Source organism: Bradyrhizobium sp. 613_E4_N2_2, assembly GCF_052075995.1.
Classification (GTDB): domain Bacteria; phylum Pseudomonadota; class Alphaproteobacteria; order Rhizobiales; family Xanthobacteraceae; genus Bradyrhizobium; species Bradyrhizobium barranii.
The window spans coordinates 8064518-8089874 of sequence record NZ_CP197234.1; the positions used below are offsets into that span (position 1 = coordinate 8064518).

General features: G+C 64.7%; 22 protein-coding genes. 8 read left to right on the forward strand and 14 right to left on the reverse strand.

What is annotated here, in order from left to right; translation table 11 throughout:
* Positions 1–28 precede the first annotated feature (28 nt).
* The gene (locus tag AB7290_RS38195; protein ID WP_085398397.1) at positions 29–586 is read right to left on the reverse strand and encodes a carboxymuconolactone decarboxylase family protein; all 558 of its coding nucleotides are present in this window, start codon (positions 584–586) and stop codon (positions 29–31) included.
* 72 nt (positions 587–658) lie between these two features.
* On the opposite strand from AB7290_RS38195, the gene AB7290_RS38200 reads away from it, so the two are divergent.
* Positions 659–985 carry a winged helix-turn-helix transcriptional regulator gene (locus AB7290_RS38200; RefSeq protein ID WP_085398396.1) on the forward strand — a complete coding sequence of 109 codons (327 nt, stop codon included), beginning with the start codon at positions 659–661 and terminating at the stop codon, positions 983–985.
* A 126-nt stretch (positions 986–1111) separates the two neighbouring features.
* Here the strand turns inward: AB7290_RS38200 and AB7290_RS38205 are convergent, their stop codons facing one another.
* From AB7290_RS38205 to hemH, 5 genes are all read right to left on the reverse strand, one after another.
* Positions 1112–1555: an NfeD family protein gene (locus AB7290_RS38205; RefSeq protein ID WP_028148102.1), complete on the reverse strand. Its 444-nt coding sequence runs from the start codon at positions 1553–1555 to the stop codon at positions 1112–1114.
* A gap of 112 nt (positions 1556–1667) precedes the next feature.
* Positions 1668–2672, reverse strand: coding sequence for an SPFH domain-containing protein (locus tag AB7290_RS38210; protein ID WP_071909416.1), 1005 nt, complete (start codon positions 2670–2672; stop codon positions 1668–1670).
* Positions 2673–2867: 195 nt separating this feature from the next.
* Positions 2868–3425, reverse strand: a complete 558-nt coding sequence (locus AB7290_RS38215) for a hypothetical protein (RefSeq protein WP_245343907.1) — start codon at positions 3423–3425, stop codon at positions 2868–2870.
* Positions 3426–3501: 76 nt separating this feature from the next.
* Entirely contained in the window at positions 3502–4479 is a 978-nt protein-coding gene (locus AB7290_RS38220; RefSeq protein WP_085398395.1) for an ABC transporter substrate-binding protein, read from the reverse strand.
* Positions 4480–4490: 11 nt separating this feature from the next.
* Positions 4491–5528, reverse strand: a complete 1038-nt coding sequence (hemH, locus tag AB7290_RS38225) for a ferrochelatase (protein WP_085398394.1) — start codon at positions 5526–5528, stop codon at positions 4491–4493.
* 82 nt (positions 5529–5610) lie between these two features.
* Between hemH and AB7290_RS38230 the strand changes: the two genes are divergently transcribed.
* Both AB7290_RS38230 and AB7290_RS38235 read left to right on the forward strand, forming a co-directional pair.
* Positions 5611–6009 (forward strand): MAPEG family protein, encoded by a 399-nt coding sequence (locus AB7290_RS38230; protein WP_085398393.1) that lies wholly within the window; start codon positions 5611–5613, stop codon positions 6007–6009.
* An 81-nt stretch (positions 6010–6090) separates the two neighbouring features.
* Positions 6091–7050 (forward strand): IS5 family transposase, encoded by a 960-nt coding sequence (locus AB7290_RS38235; protein WP_085398127.1) that lies wholly within the window; start codon positions 6091–6093, stop codon positions 7048–7050.
* Positions 7051–7308: 258 nt separating this feature from the next.
* Here AB7290_RS38235 and AB7290_RS38240 read toward each other — a convergent pair whose 3' ends face one another.
* The 3 genes from AB7290_RS38240 to AB7290_RS38250 are packed head-to-tail and all read right to left on the reverse strand — an operon-like array spanning position 7309 to position 11158.
* Positions 7309–8448, reverse strand: coding sequence for a nickel/cobalt transporter (locus AB7290_RS38240; RefSeq protein WP_085398468.1), 1140 nt, complete (start codon positions 8446–8448; stop codon positions 7309–7311).
* Positions 8439–9077 (reverse strand): DUF1007 family protein, encoded by a 639-nt coding sequence (locus AB7290_RS38245; protein WP_085398469.1) that lies wholly within the window; start codon positions 9075–9077, stop codon positions 8439–8441. The genes AB7290_RS38240 and AB7290_RS38245 overlap by 10 nt, the downstream gene beginning before the upstream one ends.
* Positions 9077–11158 (reverse strand): M3 family metallopeptidase, encoded by a 2082-nt coding sequence (locus tag AB7290_RS38250; RefSeq protein ID WP_135214791.1) that lies wholly within the window; start codon positions 11156–11158, stop codon positions 9077–9079. The genes AB7290_RS38245 and AB7290_RS38250 overlap by 1 nt, the downstream gene beginning before the upstream one ends.
* Before the next feature lie 137 nt (positions 11159–11295).
* On the opposite strand from AB7290_RS38250, the gene AB7290_RS38255 reads away from it, so the two are divergent.
* The 5 genes from AB7290_RS38255 (at position 11296) to AB7290_RS38275 (ending at position 16117) form a co-directional block, all read left to right on the forward strand.
* Positions 11296–11550: a hypothetical protein gene (locus AB7290_RS38255; RefSeq protein ID WP_041954176.1), complete on the forward strand. Its 255-nt coding sequence runs from the start codon at positions 11296–11298 to the stop codon at positions 11548–11550.
* Between the two features lie 675 nt (positions 11551–12225).
* Positions 12226–13368, forward strand: a complete 1143-nt coding sequence (locus AB7290_RS38260) for a type III PLP-dependent enzyme (protein ID WP_085398471.1) — start codon at positions 12226–12228, stop codon at positions 13366–13368.
* A 145-nt stretch (positions 13369–13513) separates the two neighbouring features.
* Positions 13514–14101: a GNAT family N-acetyltransferase gene (locus tag AB7290_RS38265; protein WP_085398472.1), complete on the forward strand. Its 588-nt coding sequence runs from the start codon at positions 13514–13516 to the stop codon at positions 14099–14101.
* A 135-nt stretch (positions 14102–14236) separates the two neighbouring features.
* Complete coding sequence (locus AB7290_RS38270; protein WP_085398473.1) at positions 14237–14626, forward strand: RidA family protein; 390 nt, start codon at positions 14237–14239, stop codon at positions 14624–14626.
* A gap of 48 nt (positions 14627–14674) precedes the next feature.
* A complete protein-coding gene (locus AB7290_RS38275; protein WP_041954184.1) occupies positions 14675–16117 on the forward strand; it encodes a homospermidine synthase in 1443 nt (480 codons plus the stop codon).
* A 63-nt stretch (positions 16118–16180) separates the two neighbouring features.
* On the opposite strand, the gene AB7290_RS38280 is transcribed toward AB7290_RS38275, so the two are convergent.
* The 5 genes from AB7290_RS38280 to AB7290_RS38300 form a co-directional block, all read right to left on the reverse strand.
* Positions 16181–16921: an acetoacetate decarboxylase gene (locus AB7290_RS38280; protein WP_071909407.1), complete on the reverse strand. Its 741-nt coding sequence runs from the start codon at positions 16919–16921 to the stop codon at positions 16181–16183.
* A gap of 94 nt (positions 16922–17015) precedes the next feature.
* Positions 17016–17348, reverse strand: coding sequence for a hypothetical protein (locus AB7290_RS38285; RefSeq protein WP_085398476.1), 333 nt, complete (start codon positions 17346–17348; stop codon positions 17016–17018).
* 101 nt (positions 17349–17449) lie between these two features.
* The gene (locus tag AB7290_RS38290) at positions 17450–18166 is read right to left on the reverse strand and encodes an MgtC/SapB family protein (RefSeq protein ID WP_085398474.1); all 717 of its coding nucleotides are present in this window, start codon (positions 18164–18166) and stop codon (positions 17450–17452) included.
* Between the two features lie 108 nt (positions 18167–18274).
* Complete coding sequence (locus AB7290_RS38295) at positions 18275–21424, reverse strand: FG-GAP-like repeat-containing protein (protein ID WP_085398475.1); 3150 nt, start codon at positions 21422–21424, stop codon at positions 18275–18277.
* Between the two features lie 321 nt (positions 21425–21745).
* Positions 21746–25288 (reverse strand): FG-GAP-like repeat-containing protein, encoded by a 3543-nt coding sequence (locus AB7290_RS38300; protein WP_135214790.1) that lies wholly within the window; start codon positions 25286–25288, stop codon positions 21746–21748.
* Between the last annotated feature and the right edge of the window lie 69 nt (positions 25289–25357).

Sequence of the window (25357 nt, forward strand, 5' to 3'; positions counted from 1 at the left end):
CGCAAGAGCTCCTCGCAATGACGAGCGGTTAGAGCGGTGCCGGAAACCTCACCGCCCTCTCCTCCAGCGGCAGCTTCAGCCCGTTCGCCAGGTACGACACCGTGCGGTAGAAGCCGCACAGCAGCATGATCTCCAGGATCTGGGCCTCGTCGTAATGCGCCGACAGCGCGGCGAATTCAGCGTCGTCCAACGTCGCGCGGTGATACAGCGCATCGACGGCGGCGATCAACGCCTGCTCGGCCGGCGACCAGCACGGTGACGTCGCATCGCCCCGCACGGTCGCGTGCACCTCCTCCTCGCTGAGCCGCGCCGGCCCGGCGAAGATCGCGACATGCACGCCCCATTCATATTCGCATCCGGTCAGCGCGCAGGTGCGGTCGATCACGATCTCGCGCTGGCGCAATGACAGCGGGCCGGGATCGAGCAGCCCGCCGGCGCGGAACTTGTCCCAGGCGCGGGCGTGGCCCGCCATCACCCGAAACAGCACCAGCGGCGGCGCACCGCGCATGATGCGGTCGAACTGCGCCTGGATCTCCGGGGGATAAGGCGGGACGAGCGGCGCGATGCGCGGCGTGGCCTGGGACATCAGCTGTCTCCGTTGCTACAATTATCGTAGCAATACGCTACATTATTTGTAGCACGACGCAAGAGGGCCGGGATGGCGAAACAGGCAGCATCAGGGAGCCGCAATGTCCGCGGCTCGCGCACCGGGCGGCCGATCATGGCGCTGCTCGACCTCCTCGGCCGACGCTGGAGCCTGCGGATCTTGTGGGAATTGCGCGACCAAGCCCTCACCTCCCGCGCGTTGCGCACCGCCTGCGACGAGGCCTCGCCGACAGTGCTGCAGGCGCGGCTGACGGAGCTGCGCGACGCAGGGTTCGTGGAGCTGGGCGACGGTGGAGGTTACGGGCTGACGGCACTGGGGCGGGAGCTGTGCGAGACGTTCATGCCCCTGCACCGGTTTGCGGAGAGGTGGAAGAGGTAGAGCAGCCAAGCACGCTGCCTTTCTCTCCACAAACTCAGTATCGCGTTCGGTGAGAGATACCCCTCACCCGTCTCGCCGCTACGCGGCGAGCCACCCTCTCCCGCAAGGGGAGAGGGGAAGAAAGGATCACGCCGCGGCCACCGTCAAATTCGCACCGTCCACCTGCACCACCTTCACCCGCGTCCCGGCCGGCGTATCGGGCCCGGCCACGCGCCACACCGTGTCGCCGAGGCGCACGGTGCCGTTGCCGTCGATGATCGGTTTCTCCAGCGTGAACTCGCGGCCGAGCAATGCCTCGCTGCGCTTGTTCAGGAAGGGGCTGGTGCTTGCGTCCAGCTTCGGCCGCGCGAGCCGGCGCCACACCGGCACGGCGGCGGCAGCGAAGATTGCGAACATCACGAGCTGGATCTGCCACGACACGGCGACAGCAAAGGAGATCAGGCCAACCAGCAACGCGGCGAGGCCGAGCCAGAACAGGAACACGCCCGGCGCCAGCACCTCCAGCGCCATCAGGATGAAGCCGAAGATCAGCCAATTCCAGGTGCCGAGCGATACGAACATGTCGGTCATGACACGACCTCTTTATGCTGGCGTATGCCCTGATCGGAAAACCGGTCCCCACTTTTCCGGGGCATGCGCTTTAAATTGCCGCATGCACTTTTCGAAAGTGCATGCGCTTTGATTACCCCTGTCGCGGCGGTACCGCCGGCGGCGTGGGGCCGGTCGTCGGCACCGAGCCGCCGCGGCGGGCGGCAGCGGCCGCGGACGCCGCGCTTTCGCCGAACGTTGCCTTGGCGATCTCGCCGATGCCGGCGAGCGAGCCCAGCATGCTCATCGCTTCGACCGGAAGCATGATGACCTTCTGGTTCGGCGAGTCCGCCAGTTGCCCGAACGCCTTGATATACTTGTCGGCGATGAAATAGTTCAGCGCGGCGACGTCTCCCTTGGAGATAGCCTCACTGACCATCTGCGTCGCCTTGGCCTCGGCCTCCGCGGAACGTTCGCGAGCCTCGGCGTCGCGGAACGCAGCTTCCTTGCGGCCTTCGGCCTGGAGGATCTGCCCCTGCTTGGCGCCCTCGGCGCGCAGGATCTCGGACTGGCGCTGGCCTTCGGCGGCCAGAATGTCGGCGCGCTTGACGCGCTCGGCCTTCATCTGCCGGCCCATGGCTTCGACGAGGTCGGCGGGCGGCACGATGTCCTTGATCTCGATGCGGTTGACCTTGAGGCCCCAGGGCGAGACCGCAGCGTCGACGACGCGAAGCAGGCGCTCGTTGATCTCGTCGCGATGCGACAGCACCTGGTCGAGATCCATCGCTCCCATCACCGAGCGGATGTTGGTCATGGTCAGGACCGTGATGGCCTGGGTCAGGTTGGAGACCTCGTAGCTCGCCTTGGCGGCATCGAACACCTGGTAGAAGGCGACGCCGTCCACCGTCACGGTGGCGTTGTCCTTGGTGATGACCTCCTGCTCGGGAATGTCGATCACCTGCTCCATCATGTTGATCTTGCGTCCGACGCGATCGAAATAGGGCACGATCAGGTTGAGCCCGGGGCTCAGCGTCTGGGTGTATTTGCCGAACCGCTCGATGGTCCAGTCATAGCCCTGCGGCACCGTCTTCACGCCGGCGACCAGCGTGACGATGACGAGCAACACCAGAACAATCGCGAAAACATCGAAACCGCTCATACTTCCTCCAAGGCGGGAAAGCCCTTTCCCGCGCTGTCATTGGTCGGGAACGCAACCCTACCGGTTCAGCGGTCACCATTTACGTCGGCGCGGGGCGACATTTCCACAAGAAGTACGGAGGCGGAACGATCGCCGATAAGTATTGTGAGAAAGCCCTTGAAAGGGCACGGAGGCAACCTAGCAACGACCGGTGTCCTAGTTGGACCATGTAAAATTCACCGGCTTCAGCGCGGCGAGCTCGGGCCGCTCCTTGCGCAGCTTCGCCAGTTGGACGGCCGTCGGCCTTGTCTCGAAACTGCGTTGCTGCCCTGGAAAGACGGTCGCAACGTAATACAGTCCGGGGGCGGGAAGATCGATCTTGGGCGTATGCACCGGCACGAATCCCATCGACGCGCCATTCGGGAGATAGGTGCCCGGGCGACCCGTCGTCGTATAGTTTTGCAGCTCAAGCCCCGTCGTTCCGACAGCGACCGGAATCGCAACAAAGCCGTCCGGAGCAAGGCTGATCCCTCGCGCGTTGATCGCGGGAAAACCGTTGTGAACGAACTGAAGATAGTTGATCGTCTCGCTGCCGCCGTTTGCGACCAGGACAATGGCCGTATCACTCTTGACGGCACCGCCGGCCCGCACCGCTTCCGGATACATGGTCGACGCAACGTCCCCGGTCGTGTTGCAGCCAGCGAGTCCGCAGGCCACGACGGCTACAAGCAACAATCCCCGCATGTAATCGCGCCCGCCCCGTTCGAGCCGCATCGCTCGCGGCAACATCCCCACCGTCATTCTGCCCCAGGAATTCCGGAATCACCAGTCGAAGGTAGCTTCGGCGCCCCTATTCAACCACGGTGTTGGCGAGCGCAAGCAGCGAGGGCGACATCGTCAACCCCAGCGCCCTCGCCGTCTTCAGGTTGATCGCCAGCTCGAACTTGGTGGGGTTCTGGACCGGCAGGTCGGCTGCCTGCGCGCCTTTCAGGATGCGATCGATGTAGTTGGCAGCGCGGCGGAGCTGCTCGGCGCTGTCGGTGCTGTAGGACATCAGCCCGCCCTCGTCGACGAAGGTGCGGCTCCAGAACACCGCCGGCACGCGGGCTTCACCGATTGCAGCCAGGAGCTGGGAACGATTGGCCATGGTGAAGAAGTCAGGCAGCACCAGGTGGCCGCTGTCCTTTCGCGAAGCCAGCGCGGCGATCGAGCCGGCGTCCTGAACCGGCGCTGCCTCGACCGTCACGTGAAGCGTCCGTGCGGCGTCCTCGATCGTGCGCAGCATCAGGGGCGCGAACGGCGCGGTGGCGGGATTGTAGACGACGAAGACGCGGGACACTTTTGGCGTGACCTGCGTCAGCATCTCCAGCCATTTGCCGGCGAGCGGGCCGTCGTAATCGGTGAAGCCGGTGATGTTGCCGCCGGGATGGGCGAGGTTTTTGACAAAGCCCTGGCTGACGGGATCGGTCACGACGGCGAACACGATCGGGATCGTCGTGGTGCGCTGGCGCAACTCCTCGACCGAGGGCGTGCCGACCGCGAGCAGGATGTCCGGCTTGAGCGCCACGAGTTCGTCGGCGAGGCGCGCGATGCGCGCCCGGTCGCCGGCGCCGCTGCGCCAATCGATCCTGAGGTTGTCGTGCTCCTTCCAGCCATGAGCGGCGAGCGTCTCGACCAGGATCGTGCTGCGGGCCTGCCCGATCGCGTCATCCGCGGCCGTGACCGAGAGCACGCCGAGCCGCCGGGTCGCGTTCGGCTGCTGCGCCAGCACCGAGGCCGGCAGCGCGGCGATCGTCCCAAGAAGCGCCAAAGTCTCGCGGCGGTTCATGGGACACGCCATCAAATCCAGCCCTGAAGCTCGCGCAGCACCAGGGTGCGGATCACGTCCATGCCCGGATCGCTGTCGTTGAGACAGGGGATCGCGGAAAACTGCTCGCCGCCATTATGCTTGAAGATCTCGGCATTCTCCTGCGCGATCTCCTCCAGCGTCTCCAGGCAGTCGGCGGAAAAGCCCGGCGTCACCACCGCGATGCGGCGCACGCCCTCCTTGGCCAGGCGCTCCATGGTCTTGTCGGTGTAGGGCTGGAGCCACTCGTCATTGCCGAAGCGCGACTGGAAGGTCAGCAGCAGTTTCGTCTCGTCCATGCCGAGCCGGCGGCGCAGCGCCTCGGTCGTGGCGACGCAGTGGCTTTGGTAGGGATCGCCCTTGTCGACATAGGATTTCGGCATGCCGTGGAAGGACGCCACGATCAGCTCCGGCGTGAACGGCAGCGTCGCCAGATGCGTCTCGATCGAGATCGCGAGCGCCTCGATATAGGCCTCGTCCTCGTAATAAGGCGGCGTCACCCGCAGCGTCGGCTGGTTACGCAAGCGGGCGAGCACGCGGAACACTTCGTCGCAGACCGTCGCCGAGGTCGAGGCGGAATATTGCGGATAGAGCGGCACGGCGAGGATGCGGTCGCACCCCTTCGCGATCAGCGCGTCGATGCCGGACTTGATCGAGGGATTGCCGTAGCGCATCGCCCAGTCCACGACAACGTGGTCGCTGTCAGACAGTGCGGCCGCAAGCTTGTCACTCTGCGAGCGCGTGATGGTCTTCAGCGGCGACTCGTTCCGCTCATTGTTCCAGATCTTCTGATAGTCCAGCGCCTTGGTGCGGGGACGGCTGCGCAGGATGATGCCGTTGAGCACGAACTGCCAGACGAGCCCCTGGTCCTCGATGACGCGGGCGTCCGAGAGGAATTCCTTGAGATAGACCCGCACGCCGGGCGCATCGGCCGTATCGGGCGTGCCGAGATTGACCAGGAGCACGCCGACGCGCCGCAGGCTGGACCGGACGGCGGGCTTTTGCGCTGCGATGGGGGCAATTGTCGTCATGATCAGTTGCGTCGCGCGTTGCTCCGAACTTGTCAAGATGAGGTCGATTTCGCTAGGGTCGCGCCCAAGCGGGGAGGGGCTGATGACACTCGCGGAATTCTGCGTATTGGGAGCGCTGCTGCTTTATCTGACGACGATCGTCTCGATCAAATGGACGCGGTTTCGCATCTTCGACAATTCCCGGCCGCGCGACCCCGCCTTCTTCGAGGATGCGCTGGCGCAGCGCGCGCTTGGTGCCCACCAGAACGGCATCGAGACCTTTCCGTTCTTCGCCTTCGCGGTGCTGCTTGCCGAATTCCGGGATTCGCCGCAGCGGCTGATCGACGAGCTCGCCGTGCTGTTCCTGATCGTGCGGATCGCCTACGTGCTGACCTATCTCGGCAACCGCCCGACGCTGCGCTCGATCCTCTGGAGCATCGGTTTTGCGATCAATCTCGGGATCTTCTTCATGCCGGCGCTGAAGCGGTTTTTGCCGGTGTGATCTTTCTTCCTTCTCCCCTTGTGGGCCTGTTGCGTAATTCGTCAATTGTGATTCCCTAGGGCAAAGCCTTGGAGGGTAGCGATGGCGGTCAAGCGGACGGGACAGCCGAGCTTTGTGGAAGCGCTGATGCCGAAGGGAGCCGGCGCCAATGCGGCGCTGGATCGGCTGGCTGGCCTGGTCAAGTGGTACCGGTTCGAGAAGCTGATCGGCCATTTGCGGGATGAAGGGGGGCCCGGTCGACCAGGCTATCCGGTGCTGGTGCTGTTTCGTGCTGTGCTGTTGCAGTCGCTGTATGGTCTTTCGGAGCGCGAACTCGAGGAAGCGCTGGGCGACCGGTTGTCGTTCAAGCGCTTCGTCGGTTTGAGCCTTGAGGATGCGACGCCCGACCACACGGTCCTGAACCGCTTCCGGAACCAGCTCGTTGAACAAGGCCTGCTGGAGAAGCTGTTTGGCGAACTGGATCGTCAGCTTGAGAATGCCGGCGTGATCCTCAAGCGCGGCACGATGCTGGATGCGACCTTGATCCAGGCAGTCTCGGCTCCGCCCAAGGAGGATCGCCCCTCAAACGATCCTGATGCCCGGTTTGCCAAACGGCAGGGCAAAAGCGGCTCGACCTTCGGCTACAAGGCCCATGTCGGTGTCGACGAAGGATCCGGCTTGATCCGCGCGGTGTTGACCACACCCGCTAACGTCAACGATACGACACCGGCGGACGCTTTGATCCGCGGCGATGAAGCCGTGGTCTGGGCCGATGCGGCTTACGACACCCATGCCCGACGGGCCCGGCTGAAGGCGGAAGGCAAGAAGCCCCGCATCGCTCGTCGGCCCAACAGACATCACCCGGAACTGCCGCCCAGGCTCAAACGCTACAACCTCCTCATCGCGCGTCGACGAGCCCAGGTCGAGACCACCTTCGCTACTCTCAAACGCCGCATGCGGCTGACCTGCATCCGCTACGTCGGTCTGATCAAGGCGACCGGGCAAGTCCTGCTCGCCTCGATCGCCTTCAACATGAGGCGGTGGGCCACGATCGCCGCGTGAGCTGCCCGCTCAGGGCGACAACTACAGATCTTGCCAGGCAATTGCCGGGACCAGGGCACTCGCTCCTGACGTCTTCAGCCTCAAGAGCCGATAACGCAACAGGCCCCTTGTGGGAGAAGGTGGCGCGCGTAGCGCGACGGATGAGGGGTATCTCTCCGCACGATTCAATCGTGAGAGGTTTGCTCGCGGAGAGATACCCCTCATCCGTCGCGCTACGCGCGCCACCTTCTCCCACAAGGGGGGAGGGAAAGAGCAACCTTAGAAACACGTCGTCCGTTCGGCGGCGATGTAGCCGAACAGCAGGCCCGCGCCGAACAGCAGCACAAGGCCGGCGGCGCCGAATTCGATGCCGCGCATGAACAGGGCACCGCCGCCGTCGCGCCCGGCGCTGAGGCGGGCGGCGATGTCCTTGGCGGAGACGGCGACGACGGCGATGGCCGCGACCGTAATGGCGGTGCCGAGCCCCATCAGCAAGGTCGCGGCGATGCCGGCCCAGAACAGGCCCTGCGCCAGCGCGAACACCAGTACCAGGATCGCACCCGAGCAGGGCCGAATGCCGACTGTCAGGATCGCAGCGAACCCGCGCCGCCAGCCGCCGGGGCCGGCGAGCTCGCTCGGCGTCGGACCGTGGGAATGGCCGCAATGCTCGTCATGGACGTGGTCATGCGCATGGTGGTGATGGGCGTGGGCGTGACCATGGTCGTGATGATGGTGATCATGACCGTGATCGTGGTCATGATGGTCATGGGCATCATGGTGATGGCCGTGATCGTGATGGTCATGCGGCACGCCGGCGATCGCCGGCACCGGCTGGACCGCCTGCAGCGCACGGATGAAGGTGCGGCCCTTGACCCAGACCAGCCGCAGGCCGAACAGCGCGATCAGGCCGTAGCTCGCGATCTCGATCGCGCCTTCCGCCTTGCACATGGTCTTGGCGGTGGCGTTCAGCACCCAGGCCGAGATGCCGACGATCAGGATCGCCACCAGCGACTGCATCAGCGCCGAGGCAAACGACAGCGCGATGCCGCGCCGCGCGGTCTCGCGGTTGGCGACGAGATAGGAGGCGATTACCGCCTTGCCGTGGCCGGGGCCGGCGGCGTGGAAGATGCCATAGGCAAAGGAGATGAAGAGCAGCGTCCACACCGCCGAGCCGTCGGACTTGGCGGCGCGAATGGTCGCCGACATCTGGCGATAGAATTCCGACTGCTTTGCCAACAGCCAGCCAATGACGCCGCTGGCCTCGGGCTCCGCGGCCTGCGCCGGGCGTGGTGCACCGAACGGATTTTGCGCGAGGAGATCGTGAAGCGCGGCGTCCGCCACGCTCACAACAAGGAACACGGCCGCACAGGCCAGAAGCCCGCGCACAAGCGGGGAACGAAGACGACCAATCAAGGGCAATCCACCGTGATCTTGTTGGCGAACATCATGCCGAAATTCGAGTTCTCACCGTTCAGGAAGGTCTGCTCGTTGAGCTTCTGCGCGGTGGCGGAGCCGTCGCTGGGCCGATCGAGCTTCATCTGGCAGCCGGCGGGCGCGCCGACCAGCTTGACCGGATTGTCCTTGGCCATCTGGAAGTCGATGAAGTAGGAGCGGTCGAACACTTCGAGCACCAGCTGCTTGGGCTTGACCGGGTTCTTCAGCGGCAGCGTGAAGTGCAGGGTCAGCACGGTATCCTTGTAGTCGAGGAAGTAGTCGACCGGATCGTTAAAACGCTCCTTCTTGCCGTCGGCTCGCGCAAAGGTGAAGTAGGCGTATTCCTTCAGCGACTCGACATTGGTCTGCGCCAGCGGCCCGAGCTCCTCGCGCGTATAGGCGCCCTTGGTCTTGCTCTCGAGCCCCTGCAGGGCATAGGCCGAAAACATGTCATCAAAAGTCCAGGCGTGGCGCACGCCGGTGATGCTGCCGTCGGCGGCGTAGAGCAGCTCGCTAGTCGCGGTGATCCAGACATGCGGATGCGCCCGCGCCGCGCCGGCTGCGAACGTCATCGCAGCGGCGAGCAACAGGCCGAACAGGGCACGCATGCCCATCAGGCTGCCTTTGCGTCATCGAGCAGGCCGCGCCGGCGGAGCAGCGCGTCGGGCTCCGGCGGGCGGCCGCGGAAGGCTTCATAGGCGGCCTCGGGATCGACCGATCCACCCGAGGAGTAGATGTCGTCGTGCAGGCGCTTTGCCACTGCAGGATCGAAGATGTCGCCGGCCTCCTCGAAGGCGCCGAAGGCGTCGGCGTCCATCACCTCCGACCACATGTAGCTGTAGTAACCGGAGGCATAATGGTCGCCGGAGAAGATGTGGCCGAACTGGGTGGGGCGGTGGCGCAGCGAGATCTCCTCGGGCATGCCGATCTTTTCCAGCTCCTTCTTCTCGAAGGCGCGGACATCCTGCGCGGCGGAAGCCGGCTGGGTGTGGAATTCGAGATCGACCAGCGCCGAGGAGACGAACTCGACCGTGGCAAAGCCCTGGTTGAACTTTCGTGCGGCGAGGAAGCGCTGGAGCAGATCGTCCGGCAGCGGCTCGCCGGTCTGGTAGTGGCGGGCGAACTGCTGCAGCACCTCGGGCCGCTCCTGCCAGTGCTCGTAGAGCTGGGACGGCAGCTCGACGAAGTCGGTGAACACCGCGGTGCCCGAGAGTGACGGATAGGTCACATTGGAGAGCATGCCGTGCAGGCCGTGGCCGAACTCATGGAACAGGGTCCGGGCATCGTCGGGCGACAGCAGCGAGGGCTCGCCGTTCGCGCCCTTGGCGAAGTTGCAGACATTGATGACGAGCGGCGCGATCTCGCCGTCGAGCTTCTGCTGGTCGCGCAGCGAGGTCATCCAGGCGCCGGAGCGCTTCGACGGCCGGGCATAGTAGTCGCCGTAGAACAGCGCCTTGTGCTTGCCGTCCGGCCCCTTTACCTCCCAGACCCTTACATCCGGGTGCCAGGCCGGCACGTCCTTGCGCTCCTCGAAGGTGATGCCGAACAGGCGGGTGGCGCAGTCGAAGGCGGCGGCGATCATGTGATCGAGCGTAAGATACGGCTTGATCGCGGCGTCGTCGAAATTGGCGCGCTGGAGGCGGAGTTTTTCGGCATAGAAGCGCCAGTCCCAGGGCGCGAGCTTGAAATTGCCGCCCTCTTCCGTGATCAGCGCCTGCATCTCGTCGCGGTCGGAGAGCGCACGCGCACGCGCCGGCTTCCAGACCCGCTCCAGCAGGCCGCGCACCGCATCCGGCGTCTTGGCCATGGAATCCTCGAGCCGGTAGGCGGCGAAGGTCGGATAGCCCAGAAGCTTGGCGCTCTCCTCGCGCAGTTGCAGGATCTCGACGATGGTGCCGTTGTTGTCGTTGGCATTGCCGTTGTCGCCGCGCGCCGTGAAGGCCTTGTAGACCTTCTCGCGCAGGTCGCGGCGGGCCGAGCTCTTCAGGAACGGCTCGGTCGAGGAGCGCGACAGCGTGACGATGGCCTTGCCGTCCATGCCGCGCTCTTCCGCCGCAGCCTTGGCGGCTGCGACGAAGCTCTCCGGCAGGCCCTCGCGGTCGGCCTCCCCCAACTCCATGAACCACTCCTGCTCGTCGCCAAGCAGGTGGTGGCTAAAGCCGGTGCCGAGTTGGGCGAGCTTCTCGTTGATCTCCGCCATCCGCGCCTTGGCCTCTTCGGAGAGGCCGGCGCCGGAACGGTGGAAGCGGGTGTAGGTGCGCTCCAGCAGGCGGAGCTGCTCGGGCGAAAGACCAAGACCGGCGCGGTTCTCGTGCAGATGGGCGATGCGACCAAACAGCACGGCGTTCATCATGATCGGATTCCAGTGCCGCGCCATCCGCAAGGAGACCTCCTTGTCGATCTCCAGGATGGCCGGGTTGGAATGCGCCGAGACGAGGTCGTAGAAGACCGCCGCGACCTTGGTGAGGAGCTTGCCGGAGCGCTCCAGCGCCGTGATGGTGTTGGCGAAGTCGGCGGCCGCCGGATCGTTGGTGATCGCCGCGATCTCGGCGGAGTGATCGGCGAAGGCCTGCTCGAAGGCCGGCAGAAAGTGCTCGGGCTTGACCTCGTCGAAGGGCGGGGTCGCAAACGGCGTCACCCAGGCCTTCAGCAGCGGGTTGGTCTCGGGGTCCGTGGTTTGGCGGGGGTCTGACATCGCAAGTCCCGGTTTTTGTGGCTCGATTGTTGGGGTCAGCTATAGCACGCGATGGGGCTTTTTTGGGCCATTTGCCCTTGCTCCCGGCCGCCTTTTCGGGGAGATTGCGGCCCTCGAAGCTACGGACCCCAAAGCTCATGAACGCGCCTGCCTCATCTTCCCGTCAGATCGTCTGGCCAAGCGTCATCACTGTCGTCAGCGCGGCCATCCTGATCGGCGCCGAGGTGTTCGGCGCCGCGTTCGCCGGCGGCTGGGCGCTCGCGATCCTGTTCGGGCTCGGTGATCAGGGCACGCACATCCTGCAGGCTGTGCTGTTCGCGCTCGGCGTGCTCGTGATGACCGCGTTCATCCGCGCGGCTCAGCGCGTCGAGCCGTTCACGAAGCGCCGCTGACGCTTCCTCGCGCGCGCAAGACGCGCGCACGGCTGAGAAAACTTAACGCGCGTTCATCTTCCGCGTCGCTCGCGCAACACTGCGCAAGCAGATGTTAGGCAATTCTGTCCTCAGCCTAAAAAAATTCTTGCGAAGCTGAGTCAAAACGCTTATGTGCGCTCTTGCCCAATTTCGCACGTGCCTGTGGTCGTGTGTCAGTCGGTAGGTATCCGGACAAGAGGCCGGACAGCCGCCAAGGGGTGAAGAAGCCGAGGGGCTCTTCGGAAGTGCGGAAGTCGCGAGACCGAAAGGTCGGACGAGGAAGCAAACCCGGAGCGTCCAGCATCTCTCTCAAAGAGATGCCATGTCGAAGGTGACTTCACTTTTTGCAACCGTGACTGGCAGCCGGAGGCGAACCGGCGCACCCCGCTCTCAACGGGGGACGCGACTTAAAGCAACGACGGATCGGGCTTTTTTGGTCTCTACCGGCAGTCCAACGCCGGCGCGGGCTACTGAAAAGGCTTGTCCTTCATTGCCAGGTGTGCGGGCGGGAACAATCCCAACCAATCCACGGCAGCACAGTCTGGTTTGAGTCTTTGGCTCGTCGCGCCTCCATCGCGCGATCTGGCCGGAGCGCTCTTATCCGACGTCATTTTTTGAACGGATCCCCGTCGCTGGGCCGTTTGGGAGAGTGCTATGACCGAACGTATTCAGGAATTCCTGCGCACCCGCCGCAGCGAGGGCCGGGACACCGAGCCTTGCCTCGTCGTCGACCTCGAGGTCGTGCGCGACAATTACCAGACCTTTGCCAAGGCGCTGCCCGACAGCCGCGTGTTCTATGCCGTCAAGGCGAACCCGTCGCCGGAAGTGCTGTCCCTGCTCGCCTCCATGGGCTCCTGCTTCGACACCGCGACGGTCGCCGAGATCGAGATGGCGCTGGCCGCGGGTGCGACGCCCGACCGCATCTCCTTCGGCAACACGATCAAGAAGGAGCGCGACATCGCGCGCGCCTTCGCGCTCGGCATCCGGCTGTTCGCGGTCGACTGCGTTCCCGAGGTCGAGAAGGTCGCCCGTGCCGCTCCCGGCGCGAAGGTGTTCTGCCGCATCCTCTACGACTGCGCCGGCGCCGAATGGCCGCTGTCGCGCAAGTTCGGCTGCGACCCGGAGATGGCCGTCGATGTGCTCGACGTTGCCAAGCGCCTGGGCCTGGAGCCGTGCGGCATCTCCTTCCATGTCGGCTCGCAGCAGCGCAAGGTGAAGGCGTGGGACCGTGCGCTGGCGATGGCCTCGCAGGTATTCCGCGACTGCGCCGAGCGCGGCATCAACCTGACCATGGTCAACATGGGCGGCGGCTTCCCGACCAAGTACCTGAAGGACGTGCCGCCGGTCGTGACCTACGGCCGCTCGATCTTCCGCGCGCTGCGCAAGCACTTCGGCAACCAGATTCCGGAGACCATCATCGAGCCGGGCCGCGGCATGGTGGGCAACGCCGGCATCATCGAATCCGAGGTCGTGCTCATCTCGAAGAAGAGCGACGATGACGAGGTGCGCTGGGTCTATCTCGACATCGGCAAGTTCGGCGGTCTCGCCGAGACGATGGACGAGTCGATCCGCTACGCCATCCGCACCCCGCATGACGGCGCGGACATGACGCCGTGCGTGCTCGCGGGCCCGACCTGCGACAGCGCCGACGTGCTGTACGAGAAGACCCCGTATCCGCTTCCCGTCACGCTCGAGATCGGCGACAAGCTGCTGATCGAAGGCACCGGGGCCTATACGTCGACCTACTCGTCGGTGGCGTTCAACGGCATCCCGCCGCTGAAGACGTACCACATCTGATTTGCCGCATCTGATCCGCCTCTCGTTCTGAGGCCTGACGAACCCGGGAGCCGGTCCGCCGGCTCCCTTCCTGACATTGCCATTCTGACGACGTCTTGAGCCGGCGTGCTTCTCGCACGCGGGTTCAAGCGGGGACTGACGCGCCATGACTGCTTTTCGGAAGCCACAAGTCGCCCTCACTTCGAAAGCCGCTCCGTTCGCGATCCGTGCGGAACGTGCTGCCGACGTCGCCGCCCGTGAAGCGCTGCTGGATGCCTGCTTTGGCGAGAACCGCCATGACCGCACCTGCCAGCGCCTGCGCGACGGACGTGCACCTGCCGCAGGCCTTGCCCTGTCGGCTGTGCGCGAGGGGACACTCGTGGGAACCGTGCGGCTGTGGCACGTCAGCGCCGGAGGCAGGCCCGCTTTGGTCCTCGGACCGCTGGCGGTGGACCCTGCCTTCCGCGAGCTCGGGATCGGCGCCGCGCTGATGCAACAAGCGCTGGCCGCCGCCCGGGCACGCGGGCATGCCGCCGTGATCCTGCTCGGCGATGCCCCCTACTACGCCCGCTTCGGCTTCTCGCCCGAGAAGACCGGCGCATTGATGCTGCCCGGCCCGTTCGAGCGCGATCGTCTGCTGGCGATCGAATTCCAGGCCGGTGCGCTGGATGGCGTTGAGGGGATGATCGTCCCGACCGGCGCGGCCATGCCCAAACGGAGGGTAGTTCGCGCCCTCCAGGCGCACGCGGCCTAAGGGATTGCCATGATGGCGACGACTTAAGCCGCGTTCCGCGGCGATGCTCGCGCAGGCCCGTTCCTTTAGGGTTGCGCGGGCCTGAGAAACGCCCTTTAACCCGCCAAACACCCCCTTCAGTCGAGGCCCACGACCATGTCCCGTCGCCTGATCTCCACCGGCTCTCCCCTCGAGAAGACCGTCGGCTACAGCCGCGCCGTGATCGACGGCGAGTTCGCCTTCGTCGCCGGAACCACCGGCTATGACTACACGACGATGACGATGCCGGCCGATGTCACGAGCCAGTCACGCAACTGCTTCAAGACCATCGAAGCCGCCCTGAAGGAGGGCGGATTCGAGATGGCCGATATCGTCCGTGCGACCTACTACGTCACCGACGCCAGCTACATCGATGCCCACTTCGCTGTCTGCGGCGAGGTTCTCGGCGACATCAGGCCGGCTGCGACACTGCTTGTCGTCTCCGCCCTCGCCAAGCCCGAGATGAAGGTCGAGATCGAAGTCACCGCCAAGCGCCGCAGCGCCTGATCCACCCCCCACCCTTTGTCTGCCAGCACGTTCCGGAGAAACCATCCCATGAGCCACCCCTCGCAGATCTACGCGAAGATCACTGGTCCCATCGTCATGGTCGGCTTCGGCTCCATCGGCAAAGGCACGCTGCCGATGATCGAGCGGCATCTCGACTACGACAAGTCGCGCGTCACCGTGATCGATCCCAAGGACGAGGGCCGCAAGGCGCATTGCGAGAAGCAGAACGTCCGCTTCATCCAGAAGGCCGTGACCCGGGACAATTACCGGGAGTTGCTGACCCCGCTGCTCACCGAAGGCGGCGGCCAGGGTTTTTGCGTCAATCTCTCGGTCGATACCGGCTCCACCGACATCATGGAGCTCTGCAACGAGCTCGGCGCGCTCTATATCGACACCGTCAACGAGCCCTGGCTCGGCTTCTATTTCGATTCCTCGAAGGGCCCGGAAGCGCGTTCCAACTACGCGCTGCGCGAAGTGACGCTGGCCGCCAAGAAGGCGCGCCCCGCGGGCTCGACGACGGCCGTCTCCTGCTGCGGCGCCAATCCCGGCATGGTCTCCTTTTTCGTCAAGCAGGCGCTGCTCAATGTCGCCGCCGATCTGAAGCTCAATGCCCCCAAGCCGAAGACCAAGGCCGAGTGGGCGGACCTGATGCGGCAGGCCGGTATCAAGGGCATCCACATCGCCGAACGCGACACCCAGCGCTCCAAGTCGCCGAAAGAGCCTGACGTCTTCGTCAACACCTGGTCGGTGGAAGGTTTCCTGTCGGAAGGCGTGCAGCCGTCCGAACTCGGCTGGGGCACCCATGAAAAATGGATGCCCGAGAATGCGCGCACCCACGAAGCCGGCTGCGGCGCGGCCATCTATCTGATGCAGCCCGGCGCCAACACGCGCGTGCGCACCTGGTGCCCGACCCGCGGCGCGCAGTATGGCTTCCTCGTCACCCACAACGAGTCGATCTCGATCTCCGATTACTTCACGGTGCGCGACGCATCGGGTACGGCGGTCTACCGGCCGACCTGCCACTACGCCTACCATCCGGCCGACGATGCCGTGCTGTCGCTGCACGAAATGTTCGGCCGTGCCGCGAAGATGCAGGAAAAGCACCACATCCTCGATGAGAACGAAATCGTCGACGGCATCGACGAGCTCGGCGTGCTGCTGTTCGGCCATGACAACAACGCCTATTGGTACGGCTCGCAGCTCTCCATCGAGGAGACCCGCAGACTCGCGCCCTACCAGAACGCCACCGGCCTGCAGGTGACCTCCGCCGTGCTCGGCGGCATGGTGTGGGCGCTGGAAAACCCGAACGAAGGCATCGTCGAAGCCGACGAGATGGATTTCGATCGTCTGCTGGAGATCCAGCTGCCGTATCTCGGCCCGGTGAAGGGTTTCTACACCGACTGGACGCCGCTGACGGATCGTCCGGGACTGTTCCCGGAAGACATCGACACGAGCGATCCCTGGCAGTTCCGGAATGTCCTGGTGCGTTGACCTCTCAGCGCTTCCGGTCGATAGCGATGCCCGGCCTTGTGCCGGGCATTTCTTTTTGCCGACCTATTTCGCCAAGTAATCGAACGCCACGCTGCCGAGCCCGAGCGTCAGGTCCGCTTTGAAATGCAGCGCGGAGACCACCTCGCGCACCGGCAGGCGGGCGACGTCGCAGAGTGCGTGGGGAAACAGCCCGAGCGCGGCAGGGCCGGTCCAAGCTTCCTTCAGCACGACATCATCGAGATGAAACCGCACCAGCTCGCAGATCCGCGGGCTGCCGTCGACATGCGGGATGATCTTCAGGATGAAGTTCGGCGCCGCCATCGATTTCAGCACCGTGTCGTGGTCGACCTTGCGGTGCTTGTAACCCATCGTGGCCGAAGCGCAGAGGACCGAGCCGTAATGCAGCGAGCCGACCAGGACGTCGCTCTCGATCTCGATCTTGGGCCTTGCGAGCTTCTTCGGAAAGCCCCACAGCTCGCGGCCGCCGGCGATCGGGGCCTCGTCGTCCAGATACATCGCGTGGGTGTAGCCGCCCTCCTCGCCCTTGAAGCGGACCGGGATCACCTGCCCGGTTTCGGTGTAGTCGCCGAATCCGGTCGAGTCGGGCATCCGGATGAACTCGTATTTCACCACCGGCTCCGCCACCTCAAGCGGCTCGGGCACGATGGCGGCGAGGGCTTCGGGATCGGTCCTGTAGGTGATGATGAAATATTCGCGGTCGAAGAAGCGATATGGCCCCGGCGGGAATGCCGGGTTGGTGAGCGGCATCGAATAGGCGGTGCGGCGGACGTCTTCGATCTTCATGGGAGGCCCCATCTGTCGTTGGCGCGACAGATTATGGAACGGGCCGGTTGCCGAGGCGAGATCAAATGCGCGTCACAATACGCCGGCCGCCGGGCTACTTCTCCTTGATCGGCGGCGCGATCTTCTCCGCGGGCGCCGCCGGCAGTGCCGGCTTGGTCGCCGCACCCCGCGTCTGCGGGTCGGGGCGCGCGGGCTCGGGGGCCGGCGTGGTCGGCCGGTCGCCGCCGGGCTTGGCTTCCGCGGGCGTCTTATCCTGATCGCCGGATGGCGTGCCCTGGAGCGGTTGGGTCGCCTGCGCCGTCTGCATCCGGCTCTCGGCCCGGATCTGCGCCAGCGAGAGGCCTGACACCACGGCGCCTGCTGCGAGCAGCGAGCATGCGACCATCAGGTCACGTTTCAGTCTGCGCTTGTCATTTGGGCCGGGCATGTCGATCACCGCCTTTATCCGCGGGATCAACGAACTTGCCCGACTGCGGTTCCGTGGCGGACGAGGCGGGAACCGTGCCTTCGCGCGCCAAAACGCCGCGCTCAGTCTGAGGTGTTAACTTCCCAGGTGGCGTGGCGCACGCCCGGCAGGTGCTGAAGATTGGTCGCCACCGCGTTGAGCTCGTTCGGATCGACTGCGGTCGCAACCAGCTTTGCGACGACCTCGAGAATATCATCCCCGATCTCAACCACGTCGATATCGGCCACCGGATATTTCGCGGCCTCCAGCTTTTCAACGAGGCGGTCGCGCATGTCGGGCAGGGCGTCGGCCGCGACGGCGAGCTTGAAATAGTAGGTCGCCTCCGAGGCCTTCTCGTTCAGCGGAATGCGGTTGATGGCGTTGACCAGTGGGCGCAGCATGGTGTTGCCGGCGATGACGAACACGGTCAGCGCGGCCGCCTGTGCGACCATGTCGGCGCCGGCGCAGGAGCCGACCGCGGCCGAAGCCCACAGCGTCGCCGCGGTGTTGAGCCCGCGGACGTCCATGCCCTGCTTCATGATGACGCCGGCGCCGAGGAAGCCGATGCCTGAGACGACATAGGAGATCACGCGGACCGCGCCGTCGGCGCCGGTCAGGTGCATGGCGAGATCGACGAAGGCGGCGGCACCGACCGCGACCAGCACGTTGGTGCGCAGGCCCGCGGTGCGCTGGCGGTACTGCCGCTCGGCGCCGATCAGCGTGCCCAGCACGAAGGCCGTGAAGAGGCTGACCAGCGTGTCCGCGAAGTCAGCAATCTGGAATGTCGTCAAAAACCGCATGGTCCCTCGCACGGGTTGGCAAACGATCTATGCGAGAGTGCCGACGAGGTCAATTTGAACGGGCACCGGCTGTGGAAGCCGATGCCCGGTCGTCTTGTTTTCTCCGCCTTAGTGAGCGGCCGCGAGCAACGTCTGCTGGGGCGGCGTGTAGTTCAGCACGGTGCCGCCGTTGCCGTCGGAGGCGAGCACGAAGGACGAGGCCGAGTATTGCGCCAGCAGAGCCCAGGAGTAGCTCTGGCCGCCGTCGGTCGTGACCGTCAGATTGTTCGCGCTGTCGACATCGACACTACTGACCACCGTGTTGCGGAAGTCGATGGTGTCATCGCCGCCGAAATTGGCGATCGAGCCGGCCAGGCCCGCCGGCATGTCCAGCACCAGCGTTGCGCCGCCGGAGCCACCGAAATCGACGTTCTGGAGCAGGCCGCCAGCGTAGACATGCTCGCTGCCGCCATCCAGATGCGCGTTTGAGACGTTGCCGCCCGCCCCCACATCCTGCTCGCCACCGCCGCTGACCGTCGTTGCGGTCGCAGCGCCTGCGACGAACTGATAGCCGCCATTGATCGTCGCGCTGCCGTCGGTAGCGCCGGCGTCCACGTACTGGAAGCCGCCGGCTGCGATCGTCGTGCCCGTTGTCGCGCCACCGGAGCCGACATATTGCCGCCCACCGGCATTGATGACGGTGCCGGCAGCGTGGCCATTGCCGAGCACCTGCTGATTGCCGTCGAGCACGGTGTCGGTGACGGTACCTTGGTAAACATCCTGGTAGCCACCCGCCGCGACCGTCGTTCCGGCGGCGCTACCGCCCTGATAGACGTGTTGGGAGCCGCCACTCGCGACGAGGACGCCATTCGCCGTGCCGTAATCGTATTGATTGCCGCCGGCGCCCACCGTCGTGCCCGTCGCCGTTCCGCTCAGATATTGCGTTCCGCCGTCGATCGTCGAGTTGACGTCGCGGCCGCCGGCGGCAACGGACTGCTGTCCGCCAGCCTTGATCGTGGTGTGGGCCGAGGTGCCGTTAGCGTAGACCTGCCCGAAACCGTACAACAGGGTATCTGTCGCACGCCCACCGGCGCGGATGTCCTGATAGCCGCCGGCTTCGATCATCGCGCCGGTCGTGCCGGTGCCAAAAACATGCTGCTGGCCGCCGTTCTTGACCACCGATCCGGTCGAGATGCCGTAGTCTTCTTCGATTCCGTTGCGCAAGACGGTCGCCCCGACCGAGGTGCCGCGGACAACAAGGCTCGGGTTGAAGGACGAGGAGGCCGCCGCGACGATCGCGTTCTCAAGTGAGGCGCCGCTCGCTAGCGTGTAGCCAAAGGCGAGAGGGATCGATTGCGACACGCCGGTATTGCCGGCGGCGTCGCGCAGACGGGCCGTCACATAGGAAAGTCCGGTTGCCGGAGACAGATTGTCCAGCCGCCAGGTGCCGTCGGCGGCGCTGGTGACTGCGTGATCCGTTGGACCAAACGACAAGGTGAGCGCGGAGGTCGCGTCAGCCAGGTCGAGCGTGCCCCGGACGGTGATCGAAAAGGGCGTTGCATCGGAATTTTCGATGCTCGTGATCGCGAGGACGGGGGCGGTCGCATCGACCGTAAAGGTGAATGCGGGCCCGGGGTTGCTATGGTTGCCCAGGCTATCCGTGGCGGTCGCGGCGTAGCTGTAGGTCGAGCCGTCCTGGAGGCCGGACACGCCGAGGCTCCAGCTGCCGTCGCTGCCAACCGTGGTGACGCCAACGACGGAATTGTCGCCGGCATTCGTGACCGTGACGGTGTCTCCGGCATTGCCGGAGCCGGACAGGGTCGTCATCCCGCCATGGAAGTGCGCCGCGTTGATGTAATTGTTGCCGTCCGCACCCGGCGTCACGTCCGCATCGACGATCGTCAGGGCCGGAGGCGTGCGGCTGATCGTATATTGCGTGGTGGTCGAATTCGGCGCGGTGAGGAAAACATCCTCGCCGGTCGAGGAGTTGCTCGTTGTCCACTCCACCACCACGTCGGCTTTTCCGTCTCCATTGAGGTCACCGACGGTGATTCCGTTGGCGCCCGAAGCGAGCGGCAACGTCACCGCCGGGCCGAACGTGCCGTCACCGCGACTGTAGAAGGTCGAAAGCGTATTGTTGCTGCTAGCGACCACGGCGAGGTCCGTTTTACCGTCGCCATTGAAGTCCGCGGCCGCCAAGTTCCAGATGGGCGCCGGTGTCAGGAAGGTCTGTGGCGACGCGAAGGTGCCGTCGCCGTTGCCGAGCAGGATCGCAATCGAGTTGTTGGTTCCGAGTGCAAGATCAAGCTTGCCGTCGCCGTTGAAGTCGCCGCTGATCGTTCTGGATGAGGTGCCGGCCGTGATCGGGGATTGGAACGTGCCATCCCCGTTGCCAAGCCGCACGGCAACCGGCGAACTTGACGAGTCCTGCACAAGCAGATCGATCTTTCCATCGCCGTTGAAATCTCCGCTCGCGAAGGCGTTGGAGGCATTCGTGGCAATGGGCGATCCGAAAGAACCATCGCCGTTACCGAGCAGCAGCGACGTGCCGATGTTGTTCGACATGATCACGTCGGCCCTGCCGTCGCCGTTGAAGTCGGCAAACGCCCTGATATTGCCGCCAGTGCTGCCACCCGTCGCATACTTCGTCGCCGCCGCGAACGTGCCGTCGCCATTGCCCAGCCTGACGTCCAGGGTCCCGGTGAAGATGTTGCCCATCAGGACGTCCAGCTTGCCGTCGCCGTTGACGTCGCCGAGTCGAATCGACGATTCCAGCTCCGAGGCGCCGGTCAGCGAGGTTTGCGTGAACTGGCCCGTGCCGTCATTGTTCCTGACATCAAGAAAGTATGCGGAAGCGCTGACGGTTCGGATGTACACCATATCCTGCTTGCCATCGCCGTTGACGTCGCCGACCGCCGCCGTGTTGATGATGCTGAAGCGCGGACCGCTCATCTGCGTTTCGGACTGGAACGGCCCGACATAATAGCCGCTGGAATCGTGCACATTGGTGCCGGTCAGTTGCAGCCCCAGCGAACCGCTGCCCGAGCCGGTGTTGACCGTGACCGTGTAGCTCGCGCCGTTGCTGCCAGCCACCGGCGTGATGTCCGTGATGCCGGCACCATTGATGCTCCCCGTCGTGGCGAGGGTGAACTGATCGACCGTGACGCCGGACACCGGCTTCGAAAAGGTGACGGTGTAGTGCACGACGGACGCGTCGGTCGACGACGGATCGGTGCCTGTGATGCTGACGAGCGTCGGAAGAACGGGGATGAGTGGCATGGGGATTCCCTGGCGTGGCGCTTGATGCGAGGATTCGAATTGCACGCCGGCTCCGGACAGGCCGACGCCAAGCGCAACTGATCGCGCGGCAGCAATTCGAAATTGCACGCCGTGCTCTCTACATCTGCGACCCTACAGGGACTGCTTGTCGGTTATGTTACACATTAACGATAAACAACATAACGCAGGGAGCCTGTGCCTCGCAGAAACCGGTCCCTCGCAAGATCGACAGACGATCCATGCGAGAGTTGCGCCGCGGTCAATTTGAACGGGCATCGGCGCTATGGAAGCCAATGCCCGTCCGTCTTGGTTTTGCCTGCCTTAGTGAGCGGCCGCGAGCAAGGTCTGCTGTGGCGGCACATAGCTCAGCATCGTTCCGCCGTTGCCGTCGGCCGCGAGCACGAAGGACGAAGCTGCGTACTGCGCCAGCAGCGCCCAGGAGTAGCTCTGGCCGCCGTCGGTCGTGACCGTCAGATTGTTCGCGCTGTCGACATCGACACTACTGACCACCGTGTTGCGGAAGTCGATGGTGTCGTCAGCGCCGAAATTGGCGATCGCGCCAGACAGGCCCGTCGGCGCGTCGAGCACCAGCGTTGCGCCGTTCGAGCCGCCGAAATCGACGTTCTGGAGCAGGCCGCCAGCGTAGACATGCTCGCTACCGCCGTCGAGATGCGAATTCGCAGCGATGCCGGTTGCGCCGACATCCTGCTCGCCGCCGCCGCTGACGGTGGCGCCGGTCGCCGTGCCCGCCACGAACTGGTAGCCGCCGCTGATCGTGGCACTGCCGTCGGTGGCGCCGGAGTCCACATACTGGAAGCCGCCGGTCTCGATGGTCGTGGCGGTGGTTGCGCCGCCCGAACCGACATATTGCCGCCCGCCGGCATTGATGGTGGTGCCGGTGGCATGGCCGTCCGTGAGCACCTGCTGCTCACCGTCGAGCACGGTGTTGGTGACTGTCCCCTGGGAAACGTCCTGATAGCCGCCCGCCGCAACGGTCGTGCCATCCGCACTGCCGCCCTGATAGACATGCTGGATGCCGCCGCTCTCGACAAGAACCGCGATAGACGTCCCGTAGTCGTACTGAACGCCGCCTGCGCCAACGGTCGCGCTCGTCGTTGACCCGACGATGTACTGCCGGCCACCAGCGATGGTCGCACCGCTGTCGGTGGCGCCGGCGTCGACATACTGGAAGCCGCCGATCGCGATGGTCGTATTGGTGGTCGCGCCACCGGAGCCGACATATTGCCGGCCACCGGCATTGATGACGGTGCCGGCAGCCTGGCCACCGGCAAGCACCTGCTGATTGCCGGCGAGCACGGTGTTGGTGGCCGTCCCCTGGTAGACGTCCTGATAGCCGCCCGCAGCAACGGTGGTGCCGCTGGCACTGCCGCCCTGATAGACGTGTTGGGAGCCGCCGCTCTGGACCATTGCGCCGGTCGCTGTGCCGTAATCGTATTGATTGCCACCCGAGCCGATCGTGGCATTCGCGCTGCTGCCCGTCACATATTGCGTACCGAAGACAGTCGCATCGTGGTCGGCGCCGGCCGTGCTTTGGGTGCCAAGAGCCTCGATGACGGTGCCGTAGGTGCTGCCGTTGACGTAGATGTTCTGGAGTCCGCCCGACTTGATCGTGGTGTGGATCGCCGTGTTGCCGACCGTTTGCGTGCCATAAAGCACCGTGTCCTTGGCGGTCCCCTGGAAGCTCACGAGCTGAGTGGCGCCAGCCTGCACCAGGGTCCCGGTCGCCGTGCCGTATTCGAGCCCTTGGCTCCCACCATTGTATATCGTTGCCCCGGTCGAGGTCCCGCGGACGATTTCGCCCGCGCCAGAGAGAACGATCGCGCCGGTCTCCGCGGCGTTGGAATCCACGGTGAAGAAACTGTCGACAACCACCGCGTTGGCGAGCTGCGTGCTGGAGACAAGCGTATAGTTGCCCCTGATGAGCGTATAGGTCGGCGAGGCGCCGACATTGCCTGCGGCATCCGAGAATCTAGCCACGATCGTCGTCAATCCGTATGGCACGACCTGGCTATTGAACTGCCACGATCCGGTCGCGCTGGAGACGATCACGTCGGTCCCTCCGATCGAGACGGTCACCTGCGCCGGCACGTCGGTCGTCCCCTGCAGGGTGACCTTCGGGTTTGACACCGACGAGTCGGCCGACAAATTGATGCCCGTGATCCCGAGCGATGCGGTCGCATCGACCGTGAAGGTGAACGCCGGGCCGACGCTGCTGTTGCCGTGGGAGTCGGTCGCAGCCGCGACATAGCTGTAAGTGGTGCCGTCCTGCAGGCCGGACACGCCGAGGCTCCACGTGCCGTTCTGGCCGACCGTGGCCGTGCCGACGACTGCGTGAGTCATGGCGTCGGTGACCGAGATGGTGTCGCCGGCATTGCCGGTGCCGGCCAACGTCGTCGCCCCACCATGGAAATGCGCCGCGTTGATGTAATTGTTGCCGTCGGCGCCGAGGGTGACGTCCCCGTCGGTGATGGTCAGAGCCGGCGACGTCCGTACGATCGTGTACGCCGGTCCCGTCTCGCTGGATGAACCGGTCAGCAGGATATCGGTGCCCGAACTTTGAGTGAAAGGATTGGTGCCGAATTGATATCCGACCAGAACGTCGGCCTTGCCGTCGCCGTTCAGGTCACCGGCGCCGATCTGCCCGGCGGTCTTGTCGAGCGGCGAGATCCTCACTTGCCCGAACGTGCCGTCGCCGTGACCGAAGAAGGTCGAGAGCGTGTTGTTGGTTCCGACGACCACGAGATCAGCCACGCCATCGCCGTTGATGTCGGCGACCGCGCCGGATCCGATCGTACCCGCCGCCTGAAGAGTCGTCCCGGACGAGGTGAAAGTGCCGTCGCCGTTGCCGAGCAGGATCGAGATTGTGGCGCTGCTGACGGCCGCCATGTCGAGCTTGCCGTCACCGTTGAAATCGCCGGTGAGGACAGATGTCGCCGTCCCGACCGGGGACGACGGAGCCTGGAACGTGCCGTCACCATTGCCGAAGCTCAGCGCTATTGCCAGATTGGTCGAATTCCTCGTCACGAGGTCGAGCTTGCCGTCTCCATTGAAGTCACCATAGGCGATGGAGCTGACCCCGAGATTCGTGGTGATGGCAGTCCCAAACGTACCGTTGCCATTTCCTGGCAGGACCGTACTGCCGACGACGATGTCGAGCACGCCATCGCCGGTCACGTCGATCACTTTAGGTGTTTGATAGACGCCGCTGCCGGCGGAATAGCTCGTGTTGGCCCCGAACGTGCCGTTACCGTTGCCGAGACGAACAGTCACGGTACCGTCGAGGGTGACCTGTGCGATGTCCAGCTTGCCGTCGCCATTCAGATCGGCAAGCGCCAGCAAGGGCAATAGGCCTGGGCTCGAGGTGTTCGAGGCTGAGGAGAAGTGACCGGTGCCGTCGTTCAGCGCCACGCTGACGTAGCTCGGGTTGACGAAAAAGTTTGTCCCCATCACGACGTCCAGCTTCCCGTCTCCGTTGACGTCGCCGATCGCGAAGGACGTCGGGCTGTTTACGGTCAGCTTCGATTCGGATTGGTACGGTCCGACATAGTAACCATTGGTATCGTGGACGTTGCTTCCCGTGAACTGGAGCGCCACCGAGCCGGAGCCGAATCCGGTATTCACCGTGACCGTATAGCTCGAAAGATTGCTGCCGGCGACCGGTGTCACGTCGGTGATGCCCGCGCCGCCGATGCTGCCACTCGTTGCAAGGCTGAACTGATCAATCGTGACGCCAAGAACAGGCTTCGAGAACGTGACGGTGTAGTGCACCGTTCCGGCGTCGGTCTGGGTCGGATCGGTCGCTGTGATGCTGGTGATGGTCGGAAGATCGGGGATGACGGGCATCTGAATTCCCTGCGGTGGCGCGTGTTGATGCGAGGATTCGAAATGCACACTGGCCCCGGAAAAACCGGC